This is a genomic window from Allokutzneria oryzae, from assembly GCF_042429765.1.
Taxonomy (GTDB): domain Bacteria; phylum Actinomycetota; class Actinomycetes; order Mycobacteriales; family Pseudonocardiaceae; genus Allokutzneria; species Allokutzneria oryzae.
In genome coordinates this window covers 268,638-289,613 of the sequence record NZ_JBHLZU010000026.1, presented here as the reverse complement: position 1 = coordinate 289,613, position 20,976 = coordinate 268,638, and the positions used below count along the sequence as shown (strand labels likewise).

The following is a 20,976-nucleotide window of genomic DNA, read 5'->3' as shown; positions in this document are numbered from 1 at the left end:
CCACCGCCGCGACGGCGGTGGCGCGGGGTCAGGGGGTCAGACCGGCGACCTCACCGATGACGATGATCGCCGGGGGGCGGATCGCTTCGGCCGTCACCGTCGCGCCGAGCTTGTCCAGCGTCGTGCGGACCACCCGCTGGGCACGGGTCGTGCCCTCCTGGACCACCGCGACCGGCGTCGACGGTTCGCGGCCGTGCTCGATCAGCGTCGTGGCGAAGGCGTCGGCGCGCTCCACCGCCATCATCAGCACCAGGGTTCCGCGCAGCTTCGCCAGCGCTGGCCAGTCCACAAGGGACCGTTCGTCCGACGGGCTGACGTGGCCGGAGACGACCACGACCTCGTGCGCGACCCCCCGGTGGGTCACCGGAACGCCGCCGACAGCGGGCACCGCGAAGGCGCTCGTCACGCCAGGCACCACCGTGACCGGGACCCCGGCCTCGGCGCAGGCCAGCAGCTCCTCGAAGCCCCTGCCGAAGACGTAGGAGTCGCCGCCCTTGAGGCGCACCACGAACTTCCCCGCCTTCGCGTGCTCGATCAGCGTCGAGTTGATCACGTCCTGGCTGGCGGCGCGGCCGTACGGGATCTTCGCCGCGTCGACGACGAGCACGTTCGGCGGCAGCTCCTCCAGCAGCTCGCGCGGGGCCAGCCGGTCGGCGACCACCACGTCCGCTCTGGCGAGCAGCCGCCGCCCCCGGACCGTGATCAGCTCCGGGTCGCCCGGCCCACCGCCGACCAGCGCGACGCCCGGCAGCTGCCGCTCGGCGACATCGGTGATCACGCCCTCGCGCAGCGCGTCCAGCACGACGTTGCGCACGGCGGCCGAGCGGCGGTGCTCGCCGCCCGCCAGCACTCCCAGCAGCAGCCCGTCGTGCTCGCCGACCGCCGGGGTCACAGCCGTACCGAGCCGGGCGACGTCGGCGCGCACGCAGAACACGCGGTTGCGTTCGGCCTCCGCGGTGATCGCCGCGTTCACGTCGGTGTCGTCGGTGCACGCGAGCACGTACCAGGCGCCGTCGAGGTCCCCGTCGGCGTAGGTCCGGCGGGTCCAGGTGAACTCCCCTGCGGTCGCCATCGCCTCGACTGCCGGGGTCGCCTCCGGCGAGATGACCTCGATGACCGCACCGGAGGCGACCAGGCGCGGCAGCCGGCGCTGGGCGACCGTGCCCGCGCCGACCACGACGACCCGCCGCCCGGCGAGGTCAAGTCCGGCGAGATAGTGCTGCTCAGCCTGCATGACCGCTAAGCATGCCGATCCGCGCCGCCGAGCACATCTCCTCGCCCGCGACTGTGACCATCTCCATTACTCCTCGCCCGCCGGGATCGCCGGGTGCCGGTCCTCGTAGCCGCGGGCCTTCCACCACAGCACCGCGCCGCCCCACGCGAGCAGGAAGGTCGCCGCGATGCCGTAGCCCATGACCTCGAACTGCTCGGAGATGTCGCCGATCGCGGCCAGCCAGGTCAGCCCGGCCTTCTCCGCGAGCAGCTGCGACACGTAGACGATGACGACGAACGCGGCGATCAGCACGGTGATCGCGGTGGTGACGGTGTTGTAGAACAACGTCCGCACCGGGTTGCGGTAGGACCACGAGTACGCGCGGGTCATCAGGAGCGAGTCCAGCGTGTCGAACGTGCTCATCCCCGCCGCGAAGATCAGCGGCAGGCTCAGCACCGCGACGAACGGCAACTGCCCACCGGTCGCGGTGGTGGCGGTGAGCCCGAGCAGGGTGACCTCCGAGGCTGTCTCCAGTCCGAGTCCCATCAGGAAGCCCACCGGGTACATGTGCCACGAAGAGCGGATCAGCACGCGCAGCCTGCCGCCGAGGAGCCGGTTGAACACGCCGCGGTTCATCAGCACGCGCTCGACCTCGGCCTCGGCCATCTGACCGCGCCGCATCTTCCGCCACAGCCCGCCGAGCGACCTGAGCACACCGGCGTTGAGGACCGCGACCAGCAGCAGGAACGAGATCGCCACGACCATCGAGATAGTTCCGGTGATCTCCTTGACACCGTCCACTTCGGACTCCGCGATGGTGCCGGCGGCCAGCGAGACGATCACCGCGAGGAGCAGCACGACCGAGGAGTGGCCCATCGCGAAGAAGAAGCCGACCCCCATGGGACGCTTGCCACGCAACAACATCAGCCGCGTGGTGTCGTCGATGGCGGCGATGTGGTCGGCGTCGAAGGCGTGCCGGACGCCGAGCACGTAGGCGATCGCGCCCGCCGACGCGAGGATGCCGGAGCCGGGGAACCGGTCGGCGTAAGCCAGGTAGAGCCCGATGCCCGCGACGTGCAGCAGCACGATCGCGCCGATGATGCCGAAGAGCCCGCGTCGTTCCTGCGCGGTCCACGCGCCGCTGGGAGCCTGCGCCTGGGCGTCGAGGGACGTCATGAAAGGAACCTCCTGGGTGCCTCGCCCGAGGGGTGTGCGCGCGTGCCACGGCGTGGCACACGGCTGGCACGAGTTCCTGACTCCCGGCTTCGACGTGACTGAAGGTCGAAGCGGTCACAGTGGCGGGACCGTCCCGGACTCACACCGGGTTCCTGCGCTACCAGCGCAGGAATCGTGGGGGCAGCACGAGGCGCCCGTCAATCCGGCTGATGGAGGTTGAACCCGGCCCGTGTCACCGATGTGATCTTGGGCGGCCGCGCGGGGCAGGGGGCGCGGCGGAAGTGAGAAAGGAAACGGAATAGGAGCGAAAATGGGCTTTGCCTGCCCCGGGCGGCGGGAGGGGCAGGCAAAGCGGGTCGGCGAACGTGAAACTCTCACAGAAATCGACGAGCTCACGGTCCCCACCTGACCGTACACTTCGTCGTCTCTTTCGCGGGTGGTATCTCAAGGATCCGCATACCCGCTCACACGTTCAGCAGTACTGCGTCGTTGGTTCAGCCGGAGTACCGGGCCTGCGACTCGTTGACCGGGCCGTCTCGCTCAACCCAGCGGTGACGGAGGATCTCCGGTGGTCGACAATGCCGGGGCCACGGATTTCATCCAGGCCAGTGCTCGCAATTTCCCACCTCCCACCTGGGACGTGTTACCTCGTCACACGGGCACTTCCATGGCACACCCGAATGCCGTTGTGCGGCAAGGGCGAGCAGCATCCTTTCATCACAACGTGCTACCGCTTGCGCATCAATGCATTGGTCAGCGAAGTGTCACCATTCGCCCGGCGACCGCGCTGGTCCGCGAGCTGCCCACGATCACCGTGGCGGAGGCGGGAACGGCCTCCGGGTCGAACGTGGTGATCGTCGCCACGGTGGCGGGCACACCGGGCCCGGCGACGCCGACCGGGGTCTTCGGCGGACGGTGCAGCCGGAGCAGGTCGAGAGCGGCGCCCAGCCGCCACTCGGCGTTGTCCTGGAGGCAGACGACGAGGTCGGCCTCGGCCACGGCGCGCACCCGCTGCTCGGTCACCGGCCACGGGGTCGCCGGGTCGGCCAGGCAGATCACCGCGTGGTTGTGACCGAGCGGAGCCCCCAGCTCGGCGGCAGCCGCCAGCGCCGTGCTCACCCCGGGCACCCCGGCGACCTCGATCCGCTCGTCGGCCTGCTCCAGCGCGGGACCGGTGACCGCGCCGGAGCCGATCAGCGCGACCGCCTGCCCCTCCTCCGCCAGCCGCACCGCCTCGGCAGCGCGCTGCCGCTCGTCGCCGGGCGCGCTGATCCGCACCTCGGTCCCCAGCCGCAGCAGGTGCCGGACGCGGTCCACGTCGGCTTCGAGACCGACAACGACGGCGGCGCGGCGCAGCTCCGACTCGGCGCGCGGGGTCCGCAGGTCCTCCGCGCCGGGTCCTACCTCCACCACGACCAGCCGCCCGCGCGGCCGGACCCGCGCGGCGGCCACGGTGGCCTTGTCCCCCTTGAGCTTCGCCACCACCAGCTCGACCGGGGCGCCAGCGGCCAGCTGGCCGGCGGCGTGCAGTGCGGCGGCCTCGGCCACACTGGGGGTGCCGACCTCGGCGCGCAGGGCCTCGCTCGGGTTGGGCACATCGACCCCGGCGAGGGTGCCCGCCGGGTAGTGCAGCAGCTCCGCCGAGCTGTCCTGCCAGAAACCGTGGTCCTCGACGGCGTCGAGGATGCCCTGCTCCCCGGACTTCGCGTCGACGGTGGCGAAGGCCCGCACCGCCCGCAGGTCCAGCTCGGAGCGCTCCGCCAGCTCGGCGAGCAGGCCGGTCACCGCGCTCGCGGGCACTCCGCTCGACGAGCCGACCCCGATCACCAGGGTCCTGGGCACCAGCCGAAGCACCCGCCCCTCGGCGGGCAGGAGCCGGTCATCGACCAGGACAGTCCACAGTGGACCACTGGGCGTCAGCTCATCGTGCACGGTCACGTTGGACGGCATGGCGGGCAACGGAAACCGCAACGGGTTGACGACGCGCACCGGCTCCCCGGCGAGCAGTGCCTCGGCGCAGTCGGCGAGCTCGCCGTCCACGGTGGCGTCGAGCAGCTCGACCATCTCGTCGAGCACGGTCGCGCCGACGGACTCGGCGGCGGTGGTGACGACGGGACGGCAGCCGAGGAACTCGCCGACCCGGTCGGCGAGCGCGTTGGCGGCTGGTCCGCCGGTGAGCGCGACGGCGTACCCGCTCTCCTCGTCGACGCAGACCACAGCGGGATCGCCATGCCGGTCGGCGAGCACCGGCGCGATGAGCCGCACCGTCGCCCCGGTTGAGAGGAAGAACACCGCGGCTCCCAGCCGCGGCCACATCCGCCGCAACGCGGGTTTGACCGCTCCTTCGACGACAGCGGCATCGGCTCCGAGGTGCGCCGCGAGCTCCCCCGCGGAACGACGCCCCTTGGCCGTCACCGCAAACAACCCGATCACCCCGAAACCCTATCTCCTCGCCATTCGCGGGCTTATGGACCTGTTCAGAGCTCAGGAGACGTCCATAAGCCCGCGAATGGCCCGGGGAGGGCTACTGGGAGCGGCGGCGGCCCCAGAGGAGGATGACGGGGTGGGTGGCCACGAAGCGGCTCGCGCCGTCCGGCATGGTCGCCAGGCGGTTCGCCGTGAGCTGGCAGCCGTCCACAACGTAGCCGGAGTGCCGCAGCGCGTCACGGGACGCCCCGAAGCGGTCGAGCGCGGTCAGCGCGACCACGACGCGCTCCGCGCCCACCGCCGAGCAGGCCGCGACCACCTCGGGGCCACCGCCGCCGACGAAGATCGCGTCGGGGCGGGGCAGGCCGACCAGCGCCGCGGGCGCCTCGTTCTCCACGATGCGCATGTCGACACCGTGCGTCGCCGCGTTGGCGATGATCCGCATGCACTGCACGGGATTCGGCTCGACCGCGATCACCGCCGCGCCCAGCCGCGCGCACTCGATGGCCAGAGCGCCCGAGCCCGAGCCGACGTCCCAGATCAGCGAGCCGGGGCGCGGGGCGAGCTTGGCCAGTGCGAGCGCGCGCACCTCCGACTTGGCCACCGTGCCGTCGCGGTGGGCGAAGGACTCCTCCGGCAGCGCCCAGCCGCCCATCGGCGGGGTCGGGTCGCCGCCGGCGCACCAGCCGCGCGGCGGGACCGCCTCCGGGTCGGCGAGGCAGAGCACCACGTTCGGCTCGCGCCAGCGGCGCTTGGCGGCCTTGGGCGGGTCCACCACGGAGATCCGCTCGTCCGGGGTGCCCAGGTCCTCGGCGACCACCAGGGTGCGGCGCCAGCCGGTGAGGCCCGCGCCGATCTCCGCCGGACCGGCGACGGCGTCGGTCAGCACCGCCACCGCGGGACGGGCGCGGCACACGTTGAGGGCTCTGCGCAGGTCACGGCCGTGCGCGCTGACCACGAGCACGTCGTCCCATGAGCGGCCGACCTTCGCGAGCAACCGCTGCACGCTGGACACCGCGGGCAGCACCTTGGTGGTGCGCACACCGCGCTCGCGGAGCTGGCGCATGATGCCGAAGAAGCCGGGGTCGCCCGCGACGACGACCACGGCGGGGCCGTCCACCTCGGACATCTCGCTCAGCTCGGACAGCGCCTGGTCGAGCTGGGCGATGTCGATCCTGCGCACCCCGTCCGGGGCGTGCTCGTCGAGGTGCTTTCGCGTGCCCAGCACCACTTTCGCCTCTGCGAGGGCCTGTTCGGCCTCCTCGGGCAGCCCGGTGGTGTCCACCCCGACCACGGTCACCGAGACCGCTCCGACGACGTCGGGCCTGCGGCCGTTGTTCGGTGACCGTTGCTGGAGCAGCTCCTGGCCGGCCGGACCGGCCTCCGTCGTCTGCCTGCCCCGGCGGAAAACCGCGCCGGCTCGTCCCGCGCCCGTTCGCACAGTTCGTCTCCACATCCCCGGGGCACGACCGGTGCGGCGGACCAGGTGGGCGTTGCGCCCATGCCCACGGACACTCATCAGTTAGCCGTAATGCGACCCGGTGCCCGTGCGCCGCGCCGGGAGATTCACCCGGTTCGACGAACGAGAGCGACCATTTTGTCCTTTGTGGACTGTCTGGTCAGCCGCTCTTCGACGCGCGCTTGGGCTTGCGCGGGGTGGTGCTCTTGCCCTTCGCCACCTTGGCGGGCGCCTTGGCCTTCTCGGCTTTCTCCGCCGCGGGCCCCTCGGCGGGAGCGGCCTTCTCGGCGGCGGGCTTGCGCTTGGGCTTGCTCTCCACCTGGGCCGGGGCCCCCACGGGCTCGGGGATGTCCACCGGCAGCGTCACCTGGTCGGTGCGCTTGCTGGCGGCGGCGGCCCGGGTCGCGCTGCCGCCGGTGATCCTGGCCGTGCGGTAGCGGCGGGCGGTGCGGCTGGTCGCGCGCGTGGTCTCCTGCCAGTCGCGGACTGCCCACCACGCCACGTCGGAGCCGGGCTGCGTGGTGCGCGCGACGACCTCGGCCTCGCCATCCGGCTCCTGGGCGAGCAGGTCGACGGCGGGGGTGGCGGAGCGCAGCGCGCGGCGGGAGCCCGAGAAGGCACCGGTGCGGCGGTAGCCCGCGGCGGCCGACGCCGGGCTGTAGGAGCGGGCGCCACCGGCCTGCAACGCCTTGCCCACAAGGAAAAGCGTGTGCCGCCAGAGCTTGTGCTGCTTGACGACGCGCTCCAGCTCGCCGATGGTGGTCTGCACCGTCAGCTCGTCCGGCCAGGTGGTCTTGTAGGCGACCACCACCGGGGTGTCCTGCGGGTAGCCGCCCTCGACGAGCTCCTCGACGAGCTGGCCGGCGCGGGCGGCGGGCAGCGAGATCGCCATCGTGGTGCCGTGCTTGGCGAAGGCCCGGATGCGCTCGGCGTCCGGCAGGTCGGAGTTGCTGCCCTCGACCCGGGTCATGATCATCGACTGCGCGTTCTCGGTGGCCGTGAGCTCCTTGCCGACCACCGCGGCGGCCGCGGAGAACGTGGAGACACCGGGAACGATCTCGACGTCGAGGCCCATCTTGCGGCAGATGTCGTGCTGCTCCTGCACGACGCCCCAGAGCGCGGTGTCGCCCGCGTGCAGTCTGACGACCTTGAGCCGCTTGACGATCGCGCGGCGGTAGACCTCCAGGACCTCCTCCTGGGCCACCCGCGAGAGGTCGAGGAGCTCGGCGTCCTCGCGAGCGTGCTCGCGGACGCAGTCGGCGTCCAGCACGCTCGGCGCCCACAGCACGACGTCGGCCTCGGCGATCCGCCGGGCCGCGCGCAGGGTCAACAGGTCTGCTGCGCCAGGTCCGGCGCCGATGAACGAAACCCGCCCGTTCACGGTTGCTCCCCTCGGCCGCTCCGGCGGCGACACGGCGATGGTCGCGATGACCGTACCGCCACCGGTGATCGAGTCACGAGCCCGGTCACGTTCAGCGCCCGGAGCGGCACGGTCAGTCAAGATCAGCGGGCACCAGTGACCAGGAGACGAGGTCGTGCTGGCGGCCGCGATGGCGGTCGGCGTTGCGCAGGACCCCCTCGCGGGTGAACCCCGCTTTCTCCGCGACCCGCTGCGACGCCGTGTTCCCGACGGCGGCCCGCAGCTCGACCCTGGCGAAGTCGACCTCGCGCAGTGCCCACTCCGAGACCGTCCGCGCGGCCTCGGCGACGAAGCCCCTGCCGCGCGCGTGCGGTGCCGCCCAGTAGCCGACCTCGGTCACCCGGTGCTCCCAGCGGGTCCTGGTCAGCCCGAGGGTGGCGAGGAAGCGATCGGTCTCCGGGTCGCACACCGCCCAGCTCTGCCCCTCACCGGAGAGCCGCACGTGGTGGGACTGCTCGGCGCACCAGGTCAACGCGGCCGACTCGTCGTAGGGCTGCGGCAGCGGGATCCACCGCAGGACCTCCTCGTCGACGCCCTCGGCCACGTCGGCGGCGTCGGTGACCCGGAACGGCCGGATCACCGTGCGCCGCGTGCGCAGGACGACGAGGGGCATGACACAGACGACGTGCGCCAGTGCGAAGGGGTCGTCGGCGTCGATGCGCACCTCGGTCGGCGGGTCAACGTGGTCGGTCACATCGGACACCGTGTCACATCGCGCAACGGGTCACGAACCTCAGCACGGAGTCCGGCGCCGCGGCCGGGTGCGTGTGCAGGTACGAGGCGTGCACCCCGCGAAAGACGAAACCCTCGCGAACCGGACGTCCCTGGCGGTCACGCCAGAACCAGGCGGGGGACTCCCCCGAGCCGGGAGTGACGCGCGTGCGGTGGAACTCGTGGCCGACCCTGCGTTCACCGGTCCCGCCCAGCGGAGAGTCCGTAGCCGCGACCGCGTCGCGGTAGCCCAGCGTCAGCCGCTCGGTCATCTCCGCCTCCGCGTCGATGACCCCGCACATCGGCCTGCCGTCCAGGCCGCGCGCGAGGTAGAGCAGCCCGCCGCACTCCGCGTGCACCGGCTTGCCCGCTTCGACGAGATCCGCGACTTCCTTGCGCAGCAACGCGTTCGCGCTCAGCTCGTCGGCGTGCTGCTCAGGGAAGCCGCCGGGCAGCAGCAGTCCGGCCGTGCCCTCCGGGAGGTGCTCGTCGCGCAGCGGGTCGAACACGGCGACCTCCGCGCCCGCCGCGCGCAGCAGCTCCACGTGCTCGGCGTAGCCGAAGGTGAACGCCCGCCCACCGGCCACCGCGACGACGGGGCGACCGTCGACCGGAGTGTCCATAGTGGACATCCAAGGCTCGGTCTCCCTGCCTGGGGCGGAGCGCGCGATGGCGACCACGGCGGCGAGGTCCACCGACTCGGCGACCAGATCGCCCATCGCGGCGACGGCCGCCACCGCGGCGGTCCCGTGCTCGGCGGCGGTGACCAGGCCGAGGTGCCGCGACGGCACATCCAGCTCCTCGCGGCGCGGCAGGCACCCGACCACGTCGAGACCGACCTCGTCGCACGCCTCGCGCAGGACCTGCTCGTGGTGCGCGGAGCCGACGCGGTTGAGCAGCACACCGGCCAGCCGGACCTCGGCGTCGAAGCCCCGGAACCCGTGCAGCAGCGCGGCGAGGCTGCGGCCCTGGCCCCTGGCGTCCACCACCAGGACCACCGGCGCGTCCAGCAGCTTCGCCACGTGCGCGGTGGAGCCGAAGCTCCGCGTGCCGGACCTGCCGTCGAACAGGCCCATCACGCCTTCGATCACCGCGATGTCGGCGTCCTGGGCGCCGTGCGCGAGCAGCGGGGCGATCCGGTGCTCACCGACCAGGACCGGATCGAGGTTGCGGCCCGGCCTGCCAGCGGCGACCGCGTGGTAGCCGGGGTCGATGTAGTCCGGGCCGACCTTGAACGGCGCGACCCGGTGCCCTGCCCGGCGCAGCGCCGCGACCAGGCCGGTGGACGCCGTCGTCTTGCCGCACCCGGAGCCGGGCGCGGCGAGGACGACACGAGGCGGCAGGGTCACCACTCGATACCCCGCTGCCCCTTCTGACCGACGTCCATCGGGTGCTTCACCTTGGTCATCGAGACCACCAGGTCGGCGGCGTCGACCAGCGCCCGGGGCGCGTTCCGCCCGGTGACCACCACGTGCTGGTGGCCGGGCCGGTCCCGCAGCACCGCGACGACCTCGTCCACGTCGATCCAGCCCCAGTGCAGCGGATAGGTGAACTCGTCGAGCACGTAGAGGTCGTGCCGCTGCTCCGCGATCCTGCTGGCGATCTCCCGCCACCCCTCGCGCGCCGCCCCGGCGTGGTCTTCCTCGGTCCCCTTCTTCCGCGACCAGGACCAGCCCTCGCCCATCTTGTGCCACTCGACGGGGCCACCTTCTCCGGTGCTCTCGTGCAGCCTGCCGAGCGCGCGGAACGCGGCCTCCTCGCCGACCTTCCACTTGGCGGACTTGACGAACTGGAACACACCGATGTCCCAGCCCTGGTTCCAGCCGCGCAGCGCGAGGCCGAACGCGGCGGTGGACTTGCCCTTCATCTCCCCGGTGTGCACGACCACCAGCGGCCGGTTCCTGCGCTGCCGCGTGGTCTTCCCGTCGGCGGGGACGACGGAAGGTTGTCCTTGTGGCACAGCGGTTCCCTCCTATGCGGCGCGAGCGGCGCGGACGACCCCGGCCACCTGCTCAGCGGACAGTTCGGCGAGCTGGAGGCAGGTCCCGCCCAGCGCGAGCGCGAGCCTGTCGGGCAGCCCCAGCCGCACGACGCCGTTCTCGCAGTCCACGACGACACTGGCGACGCCATCGGCTTCCAGGAGCGCGGCGGCTCGCATCGCGTCGTGCAGCGCGTCGCCGCCCTGGCTCGCGGGCACGGTGGCCCGGCCGTCGGTGACGAGCACCAGCAGCGGACGCCGACGCGGGTCCCGAAGTCGTTCAGCGGCAAGGAGCTTGCGTGCGGCGAGCAGTCCGTGGGCGAGCGGGGTGCGCCCTCCGGTGCGGAGGTTCCGCAACCGCGTGGCCGCCGCGTCCACTGAGGACGTTGGCGGGAGCGCGACCTCGGCTTCGCGGCCCCTGAAGGTGATCAGGCCGACCTTGTCCCGCCGTTGGTAGGCATCGCGCAGCAGAGACAGCACCGCGCCGGTCACCGCCGACATCCGCGCCCGTGCCGCCATGGAGCCGGAGGCGTCCACCGCGAAGAGGACGAGGTTGCCCTCGCGCCCCTCGCGCACCGCGCGGCGGAGATCGCCGGAGCGCAGCTCCAGGCCGGAGCCGCTGCGCCCGCGCGCGTGCTGGTGCGGCGCCGCGGCCTGGACCGTCGCGGTCAGGTGCACGCCGTGTCCGTCCACAGTGGAGGCTCGAACCACGCGGCCGGAGGACGAGCGCGCGCGGGAACGCCGTCCAGGCGCGCCTTCGCCAAGACCGGGCACCTGGAGCAGGCGGGCGCGGAACTGCGGCGCGGGCTTGGCAGGCGCCTGCTCCCCTCCTCCTTGGCCCGATTGCCCCTGCTCGGGCTGCTCCTGCTGTTGCGGCGCTTCGGCTTGCTGCGAGTCATTCCGCGGAGCCCCGCCACCCCCGCCCGGCCCGTCGTCCTCCGGGGGTTCGGGCTCTTCGGCGTGCTCGGCGGCGTCGCGGAGGGCCTGCTCCAGCTGCTCGGAGTCCAGCCCCGGCTCGTCGAAGGGATCGCGGCGCCGACGGTGCGGCAGCGCGAGCCGAACCGCGACCTCGACGTCGTTCTCCGTGACGGCGTCCCCTCCGCGCCACGCGGCGTGGGCGATCGCCGCGCGGGCGACCACGAGGTCGGCTCGCATGCCGTCCACCTCGAAAGCCGCGCACACCGCGGCGATGCGGCGCAGCTCGGAGTCCGGCAACGCGATCCCGGGCAGCGCGGCACGGGCGGCGACGATGCTCTCCGCGAGCTCGGCGTCGGCCTTCTCCCACTGCTGCGCGAAACCGGCGGGATCGGCTTCGTAGGCGAGGCGGCGGCGCACCACCTCGGTCCGCGTTGCCACATCGCGGGAGGCGTTGACCTGGACGGTCAGCCCGAAGCGGTCGAGCAGCTGCGGCCGCAGCTCGCCCTCCTCCGGGTTCATCGTGCCCACCAGCAGGAAGGAGGAGGCGTGCGAGACGGAGACCCCGTCGCGCTCGACGTGCGCGCGCCCCATCGCGGCGGCGTCCAGCAGCAGGTCCACCAGGTGGTCGTGCAGCAGGTTGACCTCGTCGACGTAGAGCACCCCGCGATGCGCGGCCGCGAGCAGGCCGGGCTGGTATGCGCGAACGCCCTCGGTCAGCGCGCGCTCCAGGTCCAGCGAGCCGACCAGGCGGTCCTCGGTGGCGCCGACGGGCAGCTCCACCAGGCTGGACGGCTTGGTGGTCGCGGGCGCGCCGGAGGGGTGCGGGCCGTCGGGGCAGCCGGGGTCCGGCCGGTGCGGGTCGCAGGCGAAGCGGCAGTCGCGGACCGCCTCCAGGGTGGGCAGCAGCGCCGCCAGCCCGCGCACGATGGTCGACTTGGCCGTGCCCTTCTCGCCGCGGACCAGGACCCCGCCAATGCCGGGGTGCACCGCGTTGAGCAGCAGCCCCAGCCTCAGGTCCTCGTGCCCGACAACGGCGGAGAACGGATAACGAGCGGTCACCAGCGCTGTTCCTTCCTCGGGTGTCCACGCCCGGGTAGGGGTCGGACGCGCGGCCGCGCGCCCGGCAAGGGGGGTGAGTCTCCTGGCTCCCGGATCGCGGCGGTGTCCCCGACCTTCCGGCCGGTCGGCCGTGGTCACAGCTGGGGTCCGCTCCCCGGTCACAGTGGCGGGACCGCACCGGACTCGCACCGGTTTCCTCGCGCTCCCCTTGCGTCTTCCCCCGCATCATCACACACCGTGGGAAACCGCCGCGACAGTCCGGTTTCGCGCTGGTAGGTATGCGCCATGGACATGAACTTCGCCGAGGAATTCGCCCGCGACTGGGAGCAGCGGTGGAACTCCCACGACCTCGACCGGATCCTGGAGCACTACGCCGACGACGTGGTGTTCCACTCCCCGGTCGCGGCGCGGCTGCTGGGCGGCGACGGCCGCGTGGTCGGCAAGGCGGCGCTGCGGGAGTACTGGGCGACCGGCCTGAAGTTCCTGCCCGACCTGCACTTCACCGTCGAGGGCGTGTACCTCGGCCTGGACACCATCGTGATCAACTACCGCAACGAGCGCGGCAACCTGGTCAGCGAGATCCTGACCTTCCGCGACAACAAGATCGTCTTCGGCTCCGGCACCTACGCCCGCGCAACCTCCTGATGCCATTCGCGGGCTTATAGACCGCTCAGCGCGCCTGAACACGTCCATAAGCCCGCGAATGGCCGACAAGCAGCCGGGTGGGGGCGCGGAAGGACAGGAGGCCGAGCATGGGGGGATCGGGCTCCAGGAGGCGGAGGTCGGGCAGTGCGCGCGCCACGGTGTCGAGCACCACAGCCGCCTCCGCCCGCGCGAGCCCCGCGCCGAGGCAGAAGTGCCTGCCGTGGCCGAAGGCGAGGTGCCGCCGCGCGCCCGGCCGTCCGGGGCACAGGTTCTCCGGCTCGGTGAAGACCTCGGGGTCGGAGCCGCTGCCCGCGAGCATCAGCAGCAGCTGCGCCCGCGCCGGCAGCTCCACTCCGCCCAGCGTGGTCGCGTCCCCGGTCACCCGCCGCCACGTGATCACCGGCGGCTCGCGGCGCAGCACCTCCTCGACGCAGTCGGCGGCGAGCCCGGCATCACCGCCGCTCAGCCCGCGCCAGAGGTCCTCGCGCTCGACGCAGCGGCGCAGCAACGTGCTCAGCAGCTGCGTCGTGGTCTCCTGCCCGGCGATCAACAGGAAGTAGCAGACCCCGACCGCCTCGGCGACGCGCAGCGGGCGCCGAGACGGCTTGCGGTGCGCCGCCAGCGCGCCGAACAGGTCCGGCTGGCCCGGCCGCGCCGCCCTGACCCGGCAGGCGAGCCACTGGTGGAACTCGGCGGCCTGCTCGGCAAGCTCCCGCTGGCGCAGCGGATCGGGGTTGCCCCAGAACAGCTCCAGCGACGCCTTGCTCCACGCCTTGAGCACCGGCAGGTCCACGTCGCCGATGCCGAGCAGGTGCAGCAGCACCAGGCACGGCAGGTCCCGCGCGATCAGCTCGACCAGATCGCACTGCCCGTTCTCCGCGAGCTCCTGCCGCGCCCGCTCGACACCGTCGGCGGCGAGCCGGCTGGTCAGCTCCATCGCGTGCTGGACCCGCGCCGGGGTGAGGAACGAGGCGACCACGCGACGCAGTCCGGTGTGGCTGTCGGTGCCGTTGTTGGCCAGGGTCGGCGGCAGCGCGAAGCCCGCCCCCGCCAGCATGCGCAGCGTCGGCACCGGCAGCGGCGTCACGGCCGTCAGAGCGTTGTCAGGATGGAAAGTCTCCGGGGCGGCGAGCACCGCTCGGATGTCGGAGTGCCTGCTGACCAGCCACAACCCCGTCCTCGGGTCGTGGTGCACCGGAGCGTGCTCGCGCAGCGACGCGAGGGGCTCGTCGGGGCGGGCGACGAATCCGGGGTCGAACAGGTCAAGCCCGCTGGTCACCTCGTCCGCCGCCCGCACGGGCACGACCGTAACCGGGCAGTGCGAGACTGCGGACCGTGACGTTGCGCACTGGAAGCGAAGTCTTCGACTGGCTGGACACCCGGGCGGCGGCACGGGCGAAGGCCGGGCTGACCCGGACCCTGCGGCCCCGCCCCGAGACGGCCACGGTGCTCGACCTCGCGGGCAACGACTACCTCGGCCTCACCCGCGACCCGAGGGTCACCACGGCGGCGGCGGAGGCCGCGCTGGCGTGGGGCGCGGGCTCGACGGGCTCCCGCCTGGTCACCGGCACCACGGACCTGCACGCGGAGCTGGAGTCCGAGCTCGCGGAGTTCTGCGGTTTCCCGTCGGCTCTGGTCTTCGCCACGGGCTACGCCGCCAACCTCGGCGTGATCGCGGCCCTGTCCGGGCCGGGCACGGTCCTGGTCACCGACGAGTACAACCACGCCTCGCTCATCGACGGCGGGCGCCTGTCGAGGGCGGAGACCGTCGTGGTGCCGCACCGCGACGTCGAAGCCTTCCGCGCGGCGCTGGCCGGCCGCACGCGCAAACGGGCGTTGGTGGTGACCGACTCGGTGTTCTCGGTGGACGGCGACCTGGCGCCGCTGGCGGAGCTGGCCTCGGCCTGTCGCGACCACGGAGCGGGCCTGGTCGTCGACGACGCCCACGGGCTCGGCGTGCTGGGCGCGGGCGAAGGAGCGGCCGCGGCCGCGGGCCTCGCAGGAGCACCGGACGTGGTGGTCACGACGACGCTGTCGAAATCCCTTGGCGCACAAGGCGGAGCGGTGATGGCGTCGGAGCGGGTGATCGCGCACCTGGTGGACACGGCGCGCAGCTTCATCTTCGACACGGGCCTGGCGCCGAGCGCGGTCGCCGGAGCGCTTGCCGCCCTCCGCGTGGTCCGTGCCGACCCGCTGCTGCCGGGCCGCGCCCGAGCGGTGGCACGCGAACTGGCACAGCGGTTGTCGGCGGCGGGCCTCCAGGCCAGCTCCCCCGAAGCAGCAGTGGTGTCGGTGCGGGTGCCCTCCCCCGCGCAAGCGCTCGAATGGTCCCAGCGCTGTCGAGCCGAGGGGGTCGCGGTGGGCTGCTTCCGCCCGCCCTCGGTCCCGGACCGCGTGTCCCGCCTCCGCCTGACCGCCCGCGCGGACCTCACTCCCGACGACATCACCACCGCCATCGACGTGATCACCCGCACCGCCCCCGCATAACGCCATTCGCGGGCTTATGGACGCTTTCGGAGTGCTGAACAGGTCCATAAGCCCGCGAATGGCCGGGGGTCAGGTCGTGAGGAAGGCGATGGTCTGGGTGATGACCTTGTCGCCCTTGGGCATCAGGATGTGTTCCAGGCAGCCGACGTCGATGTTCCGCGCACCCGCGAGCGGGACCGTGGAGTGCGGCAGCGCGATCTCGTCGCAGCTGGAGGACTGGGTCTGGTACTTCACCGCGCCCGGGGTCTCGTCACCGGCGTTGAGGGACTTGAGCATCTTCGAGCTCTGCCGCATGTCCGCGCAGGAGTCCCAGAAGCACGCGAACGACGCGACGGTGCCGTGGTTGACGCCGCCGATGGAGACCCAGTGCGCGGTCTTCTCGGCACCACCGAGGGACTTGATGAAGTGCCTGGTCGGCAGGGAGCCCATGGAGTGGGCGACGATGTCGACCTTGACCGCCTTGGTGTCCTTGCGCACCTGGTCGACCTTCTTGGCGAACTGGTCGGCGGTGATGAAGTTGGACTGCTTCCAGTCGTAGTCCCACCGGATCAGCTCGCGGTCGGTCCACCCGGCGGCCCGGAACTTGTCGATCATCTCCTTGAACAGGACCGACGACCCTCCGCTGAGCCCGTGCACGAAGATCACCGGTGTCCTGGCGGCAGCTGCGGGCGCGGGGACCGAGGCGGCCTCCGCCCCCGTGAACGCCGCGGCGGCCACAGCGGCCACGAGCACCGACATCAACCTGCGCATGAGTCTGCCTTTCGTTGTGGGACCAGCGAAGCTAGCGAAGATCCCCCCAGCCGAACGGGGACTTCGAGCAATTCCATCTGCGGCACGGCAATCCGTGCGTTATTCGGGTTGCCCCTCAACGAGCTCCGCGAGCCCTGACGCGGTGGTCCGCACCGGCGCGTAGCCGAGCTCGGTCCGCGCCTTGGAGATGTCGATCGTGCACTCCTGTCCGGAGACCCACACGGACATCCGGTCAACGGGCGGCGCGCCACGAAGCCCGAGCCTCCCCCACACCGACTCCGCCGCCACGGCCGCGACACGGGCGAGTCCGGCGGGCATCGACCGCGTCGGCTCGGCGATACCTCGCGTGGCAAGGAGATCCGTGACGAACTCGCGGAAGACCACCGGCTTGCCATCGGTCACGAAGTAGGCCTCGCCCGCCCTGCCCTTGTCGGCGGCGAGCACCAGACCCTCCACCACGTTGTCGACGTGCGTGGCGTCGACCAGCTGCCGTCCACCACCGATCCAGGCGAACTTCCCCGACCGCACGGCGGTCACGAGAGAGGGCAGCAGCGTGGTGTCCCCGCGCCCCCAGATCATGCAAGGCCGCACCACGACGGTGTCGAGCCCGTCGAAGCCGAGCACTTCGGCTTCCGCACGGGCCTTGCTGGCCGCGTAGACGGCAGGCGATCCCGGTTGCAGCGCAACGGTTTCATCGACGTTGACCAGTGGCTTCCCCGCCCGGAGACCGGCCTCGCTGCCCACGTGGACCAGGCGGCGGACACCGGCGTCGCGGCAGGCAGTCAGCACCGCGCGCGTGCCATCCACGTTGTCCCGCAGGAACTCCGCGCGGCTGCCCGCTCCGGGAGTGCGCGCGGCGGAGTGGAACGCCAGCTCCGCTCCGGACGCGGCCGCACGCACGGAGTCGGCGTCGCCGAGGTCGCCGCGCACCGGAGTGGCGCCCAACTCCGCGACGACCCGCTCGGCACGGTCGCTGCGGGCGAGCGCGCGGACGGTGTGGCCGCCGGCGACCAGACGGCGGATCAGCCTCGCTCCGACGAACCCGGAACCGCCGGTGACGAACACGTCGGACACGTGGAACCACTCCCCCGACTAAGTTGACCGATCGTCATACTTATAACTATGCCGATCGGTACAGTCAAGGGCGGACACGAGGAGGAAGCGGTGCCACGACCGAAGTCGGACTCACGGGAGAAGATCATCGAGAGCGCCCGCACGCTGCTGCGCAGGCAGGGCTACCACGGCACCGGGCTGGCCCAGGTCATCGAGCACAGCGGCGCCCCGCGCGGCTCGCTCTACTTCCTGTTCCCCGGCGGCAAGGAGGAGCTCGCGGTCGCCGGGGTGCGGGAGTGCACCGGTGAGTGGGCCGACCTGATCCGCCAGGCGCGGGAGGCCAGCCCGACGCCGAAGGAGTGGGTGGAGCTGCTGGCGGCGGGCTTCGCGGAGCAACTGCGCTCCTCGGACTTCACCGAGGGCTGCCCGATCACCACCGTGACCCTGGACTCGGTGCCCACGTCGGCCCCGCTGACCGAGGCCTGCCGCGACGCCTACTCAGCTTGGCTGGCCGCGCTCGCCGAGGGACTGGTGTCCTACGGGGTCGAGCAGGAGCGCGCGTCCGACCTGGCGAACCTGATGCTGGTGAGCCTGGAAGGCGCGATGGTGCTGTGCCGCGCCTTCCAGTCCACCGACCCGTTGGAACGGGTCATCCCACAGGTGCTGGCACTGATCGCGCGCTGACCGCGGCCCGCACGGCGGCGTCCAGGTCGGCCCAGAGGTCCTCGACGTCCTCCAGGCCAACGGACATCCGCAGCAGCTGATCAGAAACACCGCACCCGTGGCGGTCGGCTTCCTCGACGATGCGGTGACTCAACGAAGCGGGGTGCTGGATGAGCGTGTCAACGCTGCCGAGGCTGACCGCGGGTGTCACCAGGCGCACGGCGGCGATCACGGCGTGCGGGTCGCCTTCCACCTCGAACGACACCAGCGGGCCACCGATCCGCGGGTAGTGCACGCGCCGCACGCCCGGATGCGCGGCGAGGCGACCGGCGAGTTCCGCGGCGGTCGCCGAGGCGGCGCGAATGCGCACGGGAAGCGTGGAAAGCCCACGCAGCAACAGGTATCCGGCGAGCGGATGCAGAACTCCGCCGGTGACGATGCGGATCTGGCGGAGCACGCTCGCGTAGGACTCGTCGCACGCGACCACGCCGCCGAGCACATCTCCGTGCCCCCCAAGGAACTTCGTCGCGCTGTGCAGCACGATGCTCGCCCCGAGCTCGGCGGGCCGTTGCAGCACGGGAGTCGCGAAAGTGTTGTCCACCAACAGAGGCACCGACCCGCACGCCGCGGCCAGGGCGCGCAGGTCCACCTCGCCCAGCGTCGGGTTGGCCGGGGTCTCGACGATCACCAGCCCGGTGTCGGGACGCAGCGCGCCGGCGACGCCGTCCGGGTCGGCCCACGTGAGCTGGTTTCCCAGCAGTCCGGAGGCGATCAGGTGGTCGCTGGTCCCGTAGAGCGGGCGGACGGCGACCACGTGCGGCCGCCCGGACGACACCGCCGCGAGCAGGCACGCGGACAGGGCAGCCATCCCGCTGGCGAAGGACACCGCCGCGGGCAGCCCTTCGAGCGCGGCGAGCGCGGTCTCGAACCTGGCGACGGTCGGGTTGCCGATGCGGCCGTACACCGGCTGGCCGGGCACCTCGGCCCCGGCGGCGAAGAGGTCCAGCCGGACGGCCTCGCCGCGGCTGTCCCTGGAGGGGTAGGTGGTGGAGAGGTCGAGCGGGACGGCGTGAACGCCGAGGTCAACGAGGTCTTCGCGGCCGGCGTGCACGGCCCTTGTCGACAGCTGCATACCCAGGGAGCGTGAAGATCCCACGGGTCATCGGCAAGCAATCCGTCTACAATTCGGCACATGACGCCGAATGTGCGCTTGGATTCGGTCGACCTCGACATTCTGCGGGTGCTCCAGAACGACGCACGGACCTCCAACAAGGAGCTGGCCGCTGCGGTCGGCGTGGCGCCGTCGACCTGCCTGGACCGGGTGAACCGGCTGCGCGAGGCGGGGGTGATCCAGGGCCAGGACCTGCGGGTGGACGCCGCGAAGCTGGGCAGGCCGCTGGAGGCTTTCCTGTCCGTCCGCGTCCAGCCGCACCGCCGCCCGCTGGTCGACCCGTTCGTCGAACACGTTCTGGCGCAACCGGAAACGCGCGCGCTCTACCACCTCACGGGACCGGACGACTTCCTGGTCCACGTCGCCGCGAGAAGCGCGGCGGACCTCCAGCGGCTGGTGCTCGACGAGTTCACCGCCCGCACCGAGGTCGCGCTCGTGCACACCAACCTGATCTTCCAGCACTGGCGCGGTGGCCCCCTCCTTCCCTAGTCCCACAGGGGAAAGCGCTCAGGGGCGGCGCATGGGAACGTGCGGGATGTCGTCCTCAACGAACTCGTCCCCGGTGACCCGGTAGCCCAGCGAGGCGTAGAAGTCCGCGGCCTGGGTCTGCGCGTCCAGCACGGAGACCTGGTCGCCGATCTCGGCGATGGCCGCCTCCATCAGCGTCCGCGAGAGGCCCTGGCCCCTGGCTCGCGCGGCGGTGACGACACGACCGATGCGCGCGGTCCCGTCCGGCTCGTCCAGCACGCGGACGTAGGCCAGCACCTCGTCGTCCTCGGTCTCGCACCACAGGTGCACGGTCGACGGTTCGAGGTCGCGGCCGTCGAGCTCGGGATAGGGGCACTTCTGCTCGACAACGAAGACGTCCACCCGCAGCCGGAGCACCCGGTAGAGCTCCGCCGCGCTGAGCTCGTTCCCGGTGGCTCTGCGCTGTGTCCTTGTCACGGTCTCGTTCACGCGCACGTGACTACCAGAGGCGGGCCGGAAGAACCAGTGTGACGACTGGGTGACGTGGCGGAAACCACGGCAAAAGCGTCAGGATTCCGCAAAATCTTCTGCTAATCTCTTCGAGGCCAGGAAATTTGCCTGCCGCATGCCGCCCCTGGCACACCGAACGGCGCGGTCGTCCACCAGAAGGGGGTGCGCCTTGTCCGCCATCGACACCAGCCAGCTTCTGGTCTTCGTCATAGCCAGCGTGGTCTTCGTGATCACTCCGGGAGTCGACGCCTTCCTGCTGCTGCGCACCTCCGTGCGCACCGGGACCAGGGCGGGCCTGCTCACCCTCGCCGGAATCCACTCCGCGAGCCTGGTGCACGTGGCGCTCGTGGTCTCCGGCCTCGGCGTCGTGCTCGCGAGCAACCCCGGTGTGCTCACCGCGCTGCGGTGGCTGGGCGCGGCCTACCTGACCTACCTCGCGGTCGGCATCGTCAGGGACCTCTGGCGCTCGCGCGGCGGTCGCGACACCGGCACGGACGCGGAGCGCGGCAACGACAAACCGTTCCGGCGGGGCTTCGTCTGCAACATCACCAACCCGAAGATGCTGCTGTTCTGCCTGGCGTTCCTGCCGCAGTTCATGGGTGCGGCGACCAGCCCGGTGCTCCAGCTCGGCCTGCTCGGCGTCGTCTTCCTGGCGCTCGCGGCGGCCTGGGAGACCGGGATCGTGCTCACCGCGGCGCGGGTCTCCGGCAGGCTCCAGCGGCCCGCTGTCCTGACCACGCTGGACGTGGTCTCCGCGACGGCCTTCCTGACCATGTCGGTCGGTCTGGTCGTCTGAAGGGGGAAAAGCAAAGAGGCGAGGGCGGTAGCAGGGACCGTCCTCGCCTCTTTGGCTGTTTCGGCGGAAGTA

At 72.0% G+C, this 20,976-nt stretch carries 19 protein-coding genes and 2 riboswitches; of the genes, 5 read left to right on the top strand and 14 right to left on the bottom strand.

Translation table 11 applies throughout. From position 1 onward, the window contains the following. Positions 1–28: 28 nt before the first annotated feature. From cobA to ACFFQA_RS29865, 9 genes are all read right to left on the bottom strand, one after another. Positions 29–1,234 (bottom strand): uroporphyrinogen-III C-methyltransferase, encoded by a 1,206-nt coding sequence (gene cobA, locus ACFFQA_RS29905; protein ID WP_377859576.1) that lies wholly within the window; start codon positions 1,232–1,234, stop codon positions 29–31. A 66-nt stretch (positions 1,235–1,300) separates the two neighbouring features. Then, positions 1,301–2,389: a HoxN/HupN/NixA family nickel/cobalt transporter gene (locus tag ACFFQA_RS29900; protein ID WP_377859574.1), complete on the bottom strand. Its 1,089-nt coding sequence runs from the start codon at positions 2,387–2,389 to the stop codon at positions 1,301–1,303. 52 nt (positions 2,390–2,441) lie between these two features. After that, positions 2,442–2,595, bottom strand: a riboswitch (cobalamin riboswitch). Positions 2,596–3,142: 547 nt separating this feature from the next. Then, positions 3,143–4,822: a cobalamin biosynthesis protein gene (locus tag ACFFQA_RS29895; RefSeq protein WP_377859571.1), complete on the bottom strand. Its 1,680-nt coding sequence runs from the start codon at positions 4,820–4,822 to the stop codon at positions 3,143–3,145. Positions 4,823–4,913: 91 nt separating this feature from the next. Continuing rightward, complete coding sequence (gene cbiE / locus ACFFQA_RS29890; protein ID WP_377859568.1) at positions 4,914–6,257, bottom strand: precorrin-6y C5,15-methyltransferase (decarboxylating) subunit CbiE; 1,344 nt, start codon at positions 6,255–6,257, stop codon at positions 4,914–4,916. Positions 6,258–6,435: 178 nt separating this feature from the next. Continuing rightward, positions 6,436–7,656 carry a cobalt-precorrin-4/precorrin-4 C(11)-methyltransferase gene (locus ACFFQA_RS29885; RefSeq protein ID WP_377859565.1) on the bottom strand — a complete coding sequence of 407 codons (1,221 nt, stop codon included), beginning with the start codon at positions 7,654–7,656 and terminating at the stop codon, positions 6,436–6,438. A gap of 112 nt (positions 7,657–7,768) precedes the next feature. Further along, positions 7,769–8,389 (bottom strand): GNAT family N-acetyltransferase, encoded by a 621-nt coding sequence (locus ACFFQA_RS29880; RefSeq protein ID WP_377859562.1) that lies wholly within the window; start codon positions 8,387–8,389, stop codon positions 7,769–7,771. Between the two features lie 13 nt (positions 8,390–8,402). After that, the gene (locus ACFFQA_RS29875) at positions 8,403–9,749 is read right to left on the bottom strand and encodes a cobyrinic acid a,c-diamide synthase CobB (RefSeq protein WP_377859912.1); all 1,347 of its coding nucleotides are present in this window, start codon (positions 9,747–9,749) and stop codon (positions 8,403–8,405) included. Positions 9,750–9,751: 2 nt separating this feature from the next. After that, positions 9,752–10,366, bottom strand: a complete 615-nt coding sequence (gene cobO / locus ACFFQA_RS29870) for a cob(I)yrinic acid a,c-diamide adenosyltransferase (protein ID WP_377859559.1) — start codon at positions 10,364–10,366, stop codon at positions 9,752–9,754. 12 nt (positions 10,367–10,378) lie between these two features. After that, positions 10,379–12,364: a putative cobaltochelatase gene (locus ACFFQA_RS29865; protein WP_377859911.1), complete on the bottom strand. Its 1,986-nt coding sequence runs from the start codon at positions 12,362–12,364 to the stop codon at positions 10,379–10,381. A 73-nt stretch (positions 12,365–12,437) separates the two neighbouring features. Continuing rightward, a riboswitch (cobalamin riboswitch) is annotated at positions 12,438–12,559 on the bottom strand. 87 nt (positions 12,560–12,646) lie between these two features. Here ACFFQA_RS29865 and ACFFQA_RS29860 point away from each other — a divergent pair. Further along, positions 12,647–13,006, top strand: coding sequence for a nuclear transport factor 2 family protein (locus ACFFQA_RS29860; RefSeq protein ID WP_377859556.1), 360 nt, complete (start codon positions 12,647–12,649; stop codon positions 13,004–13,006). Positions 13,007–13,031: 25 nt separating this feature from the next. Here ACFFQA_RS29860 and ACFFQA_RS29855 read toward each other — a convergent pair whose 3' ends face one another. Continuing rightward, the gene (locus ACFFQA_RS29855) at positions 13,032–14,303 is read right to left on the bottom strand and encodes a cytochrome P450 (protein WP_377859555.1); all 1,272 of its coding nucleotides are present in this window, start codon (positions 14,301–14,303) and stop codon (positions 13,032–13,034) included. Between the two features lie 38 nt (positions 14,304–14,341). Between ACFFQA_RS29855 and ACFFQA_RS29850 the strand changes: the two genes are divergently transcribed. Beyond that, positions 14,342–15,493: an 8-amino-7-oxononanoate synthase gene (locus tag ACFFQA_RS29850; RefSeq protein WP_377859554.1), complete on the top strand. Its 1,152-nt coding sequence runs from the start codon at positions 14,342–14,344 to the stop codon at positions 15,491–15,493. Between the two features lie 69 nt (positions 15,494–15,562). Here ACFFQA_RS29850 and ACFFQA_RS29845 read toward each other — a convergent pair whose 3' ends face one another. Together ACFFQA_RS29845 and ACFFQA_RS29840 are read right to left on the bottom strand one after the other, a co-directional pair. Beyond that, a complete protein-coding gene (locus ACFFQA_RS29845; protein WP_377859552.1) occupies positions 15,563–16,243 on the bottom strand; it encodes an esterase/lipase family protein in 681 nt (226 codons plus the stop codon). A 99-nt stretch (positions 16,244–16,342) separates the two neighbouring features. Continuing rightward, a complete protein-coding gene (locus ACFFQA_RS29840) occupies positions 16,343–17,317 on the bottom strand; it encodes an NAD-dependent epimerase/dehydratase family protein (RefSeq protein WP_377859550.1) in 975 nt (324 codons plus the stop codon). 48 nt (positions 17,318–17,365) lie between these two features. On the opposite strand from ACFFQA_RS29840, the gene ACFFQA_RS29835 reads away from it, so the two are divergent. Next, a complete protein-coding gene (locus ACFFQA_RS29835; RefSeq protein WP_377859547.1) occupies positions 17,366–17,980 on the top strand; it encodes a TetR/AcrR family transcriptional regulator in 615 nt (204 codons plus the stop codon). Here ACFFQA_RS29835 and ACFFQA_RS29830 read toward each other — a convergent pair. Continuing rightward, positions 17,946–19,091 (bottom strand): trans-sulfuration enzyme family protein, encoded by a 1,146-nt coding sequence (locus ACFFQA_RS29830; RefSeq protein ID WP_377859545.1) that lies wholly within the window; start codon positions 19,089–19,091, stop codon positions 17,946–17,948. The two genes, ACFFQA_RS29835 and ACFFQA_RS29830, sit on opposite strands and share 35 nt — an antisense overlap. Positions 19,092–19,151: 60 nt before the next feature. On the opposite strand from ACFFQA_RS29830, the gene ACFFQA_RS29825 reads away from it, so the two are divergent. Further along, positions 19,152–19,619: an Lrp/AsnC family transcriptional regulator gene (locus tag ACFFQA_RS29825; RefSeq protein WP_377859543.1), complete on the top strand. Its 468-nt coding sequence runs from the start codon at positions 19,152–19,154 to the stop codon at positions 19,617–19,619. Positions 19,620–19,637: 18 nt separating this feature from the next. Here the strand turns inward: ACFFQA_RS29825 and ACFFQA_RS29820 are convergent, their stop codons facing one another. Further along, positions 19,638–20,087, bottom strand: coding sequence for a GNAT family N-acetyltransferase (locus ACFFQA_RS29820; RefSeq protein ID WP_377859540.1), 450 nt, complete (start codon positions 20,085–20,087; stop codon positions 19,638–19,640). Positions 20,088–20,277: 190 nt separating this feature from the next. On the opposite strand from ACFFQA_RS29820, the gene ACFFQA_RS29815 reads away from it, so the two are divergent. Further along, positions 20,278–20,904, top strand: a complete 627-nt coding sequence (locus ACFFQA_RS29815; RefSeq protein WP_377859537.1) for a LysE family translocator — start codon at positions 20,278–20,280, stop codon at positions 20,902–20,904. The last annotated feature ends 72 nt before the right edge of the window (positions 20,905–20,976 follow it).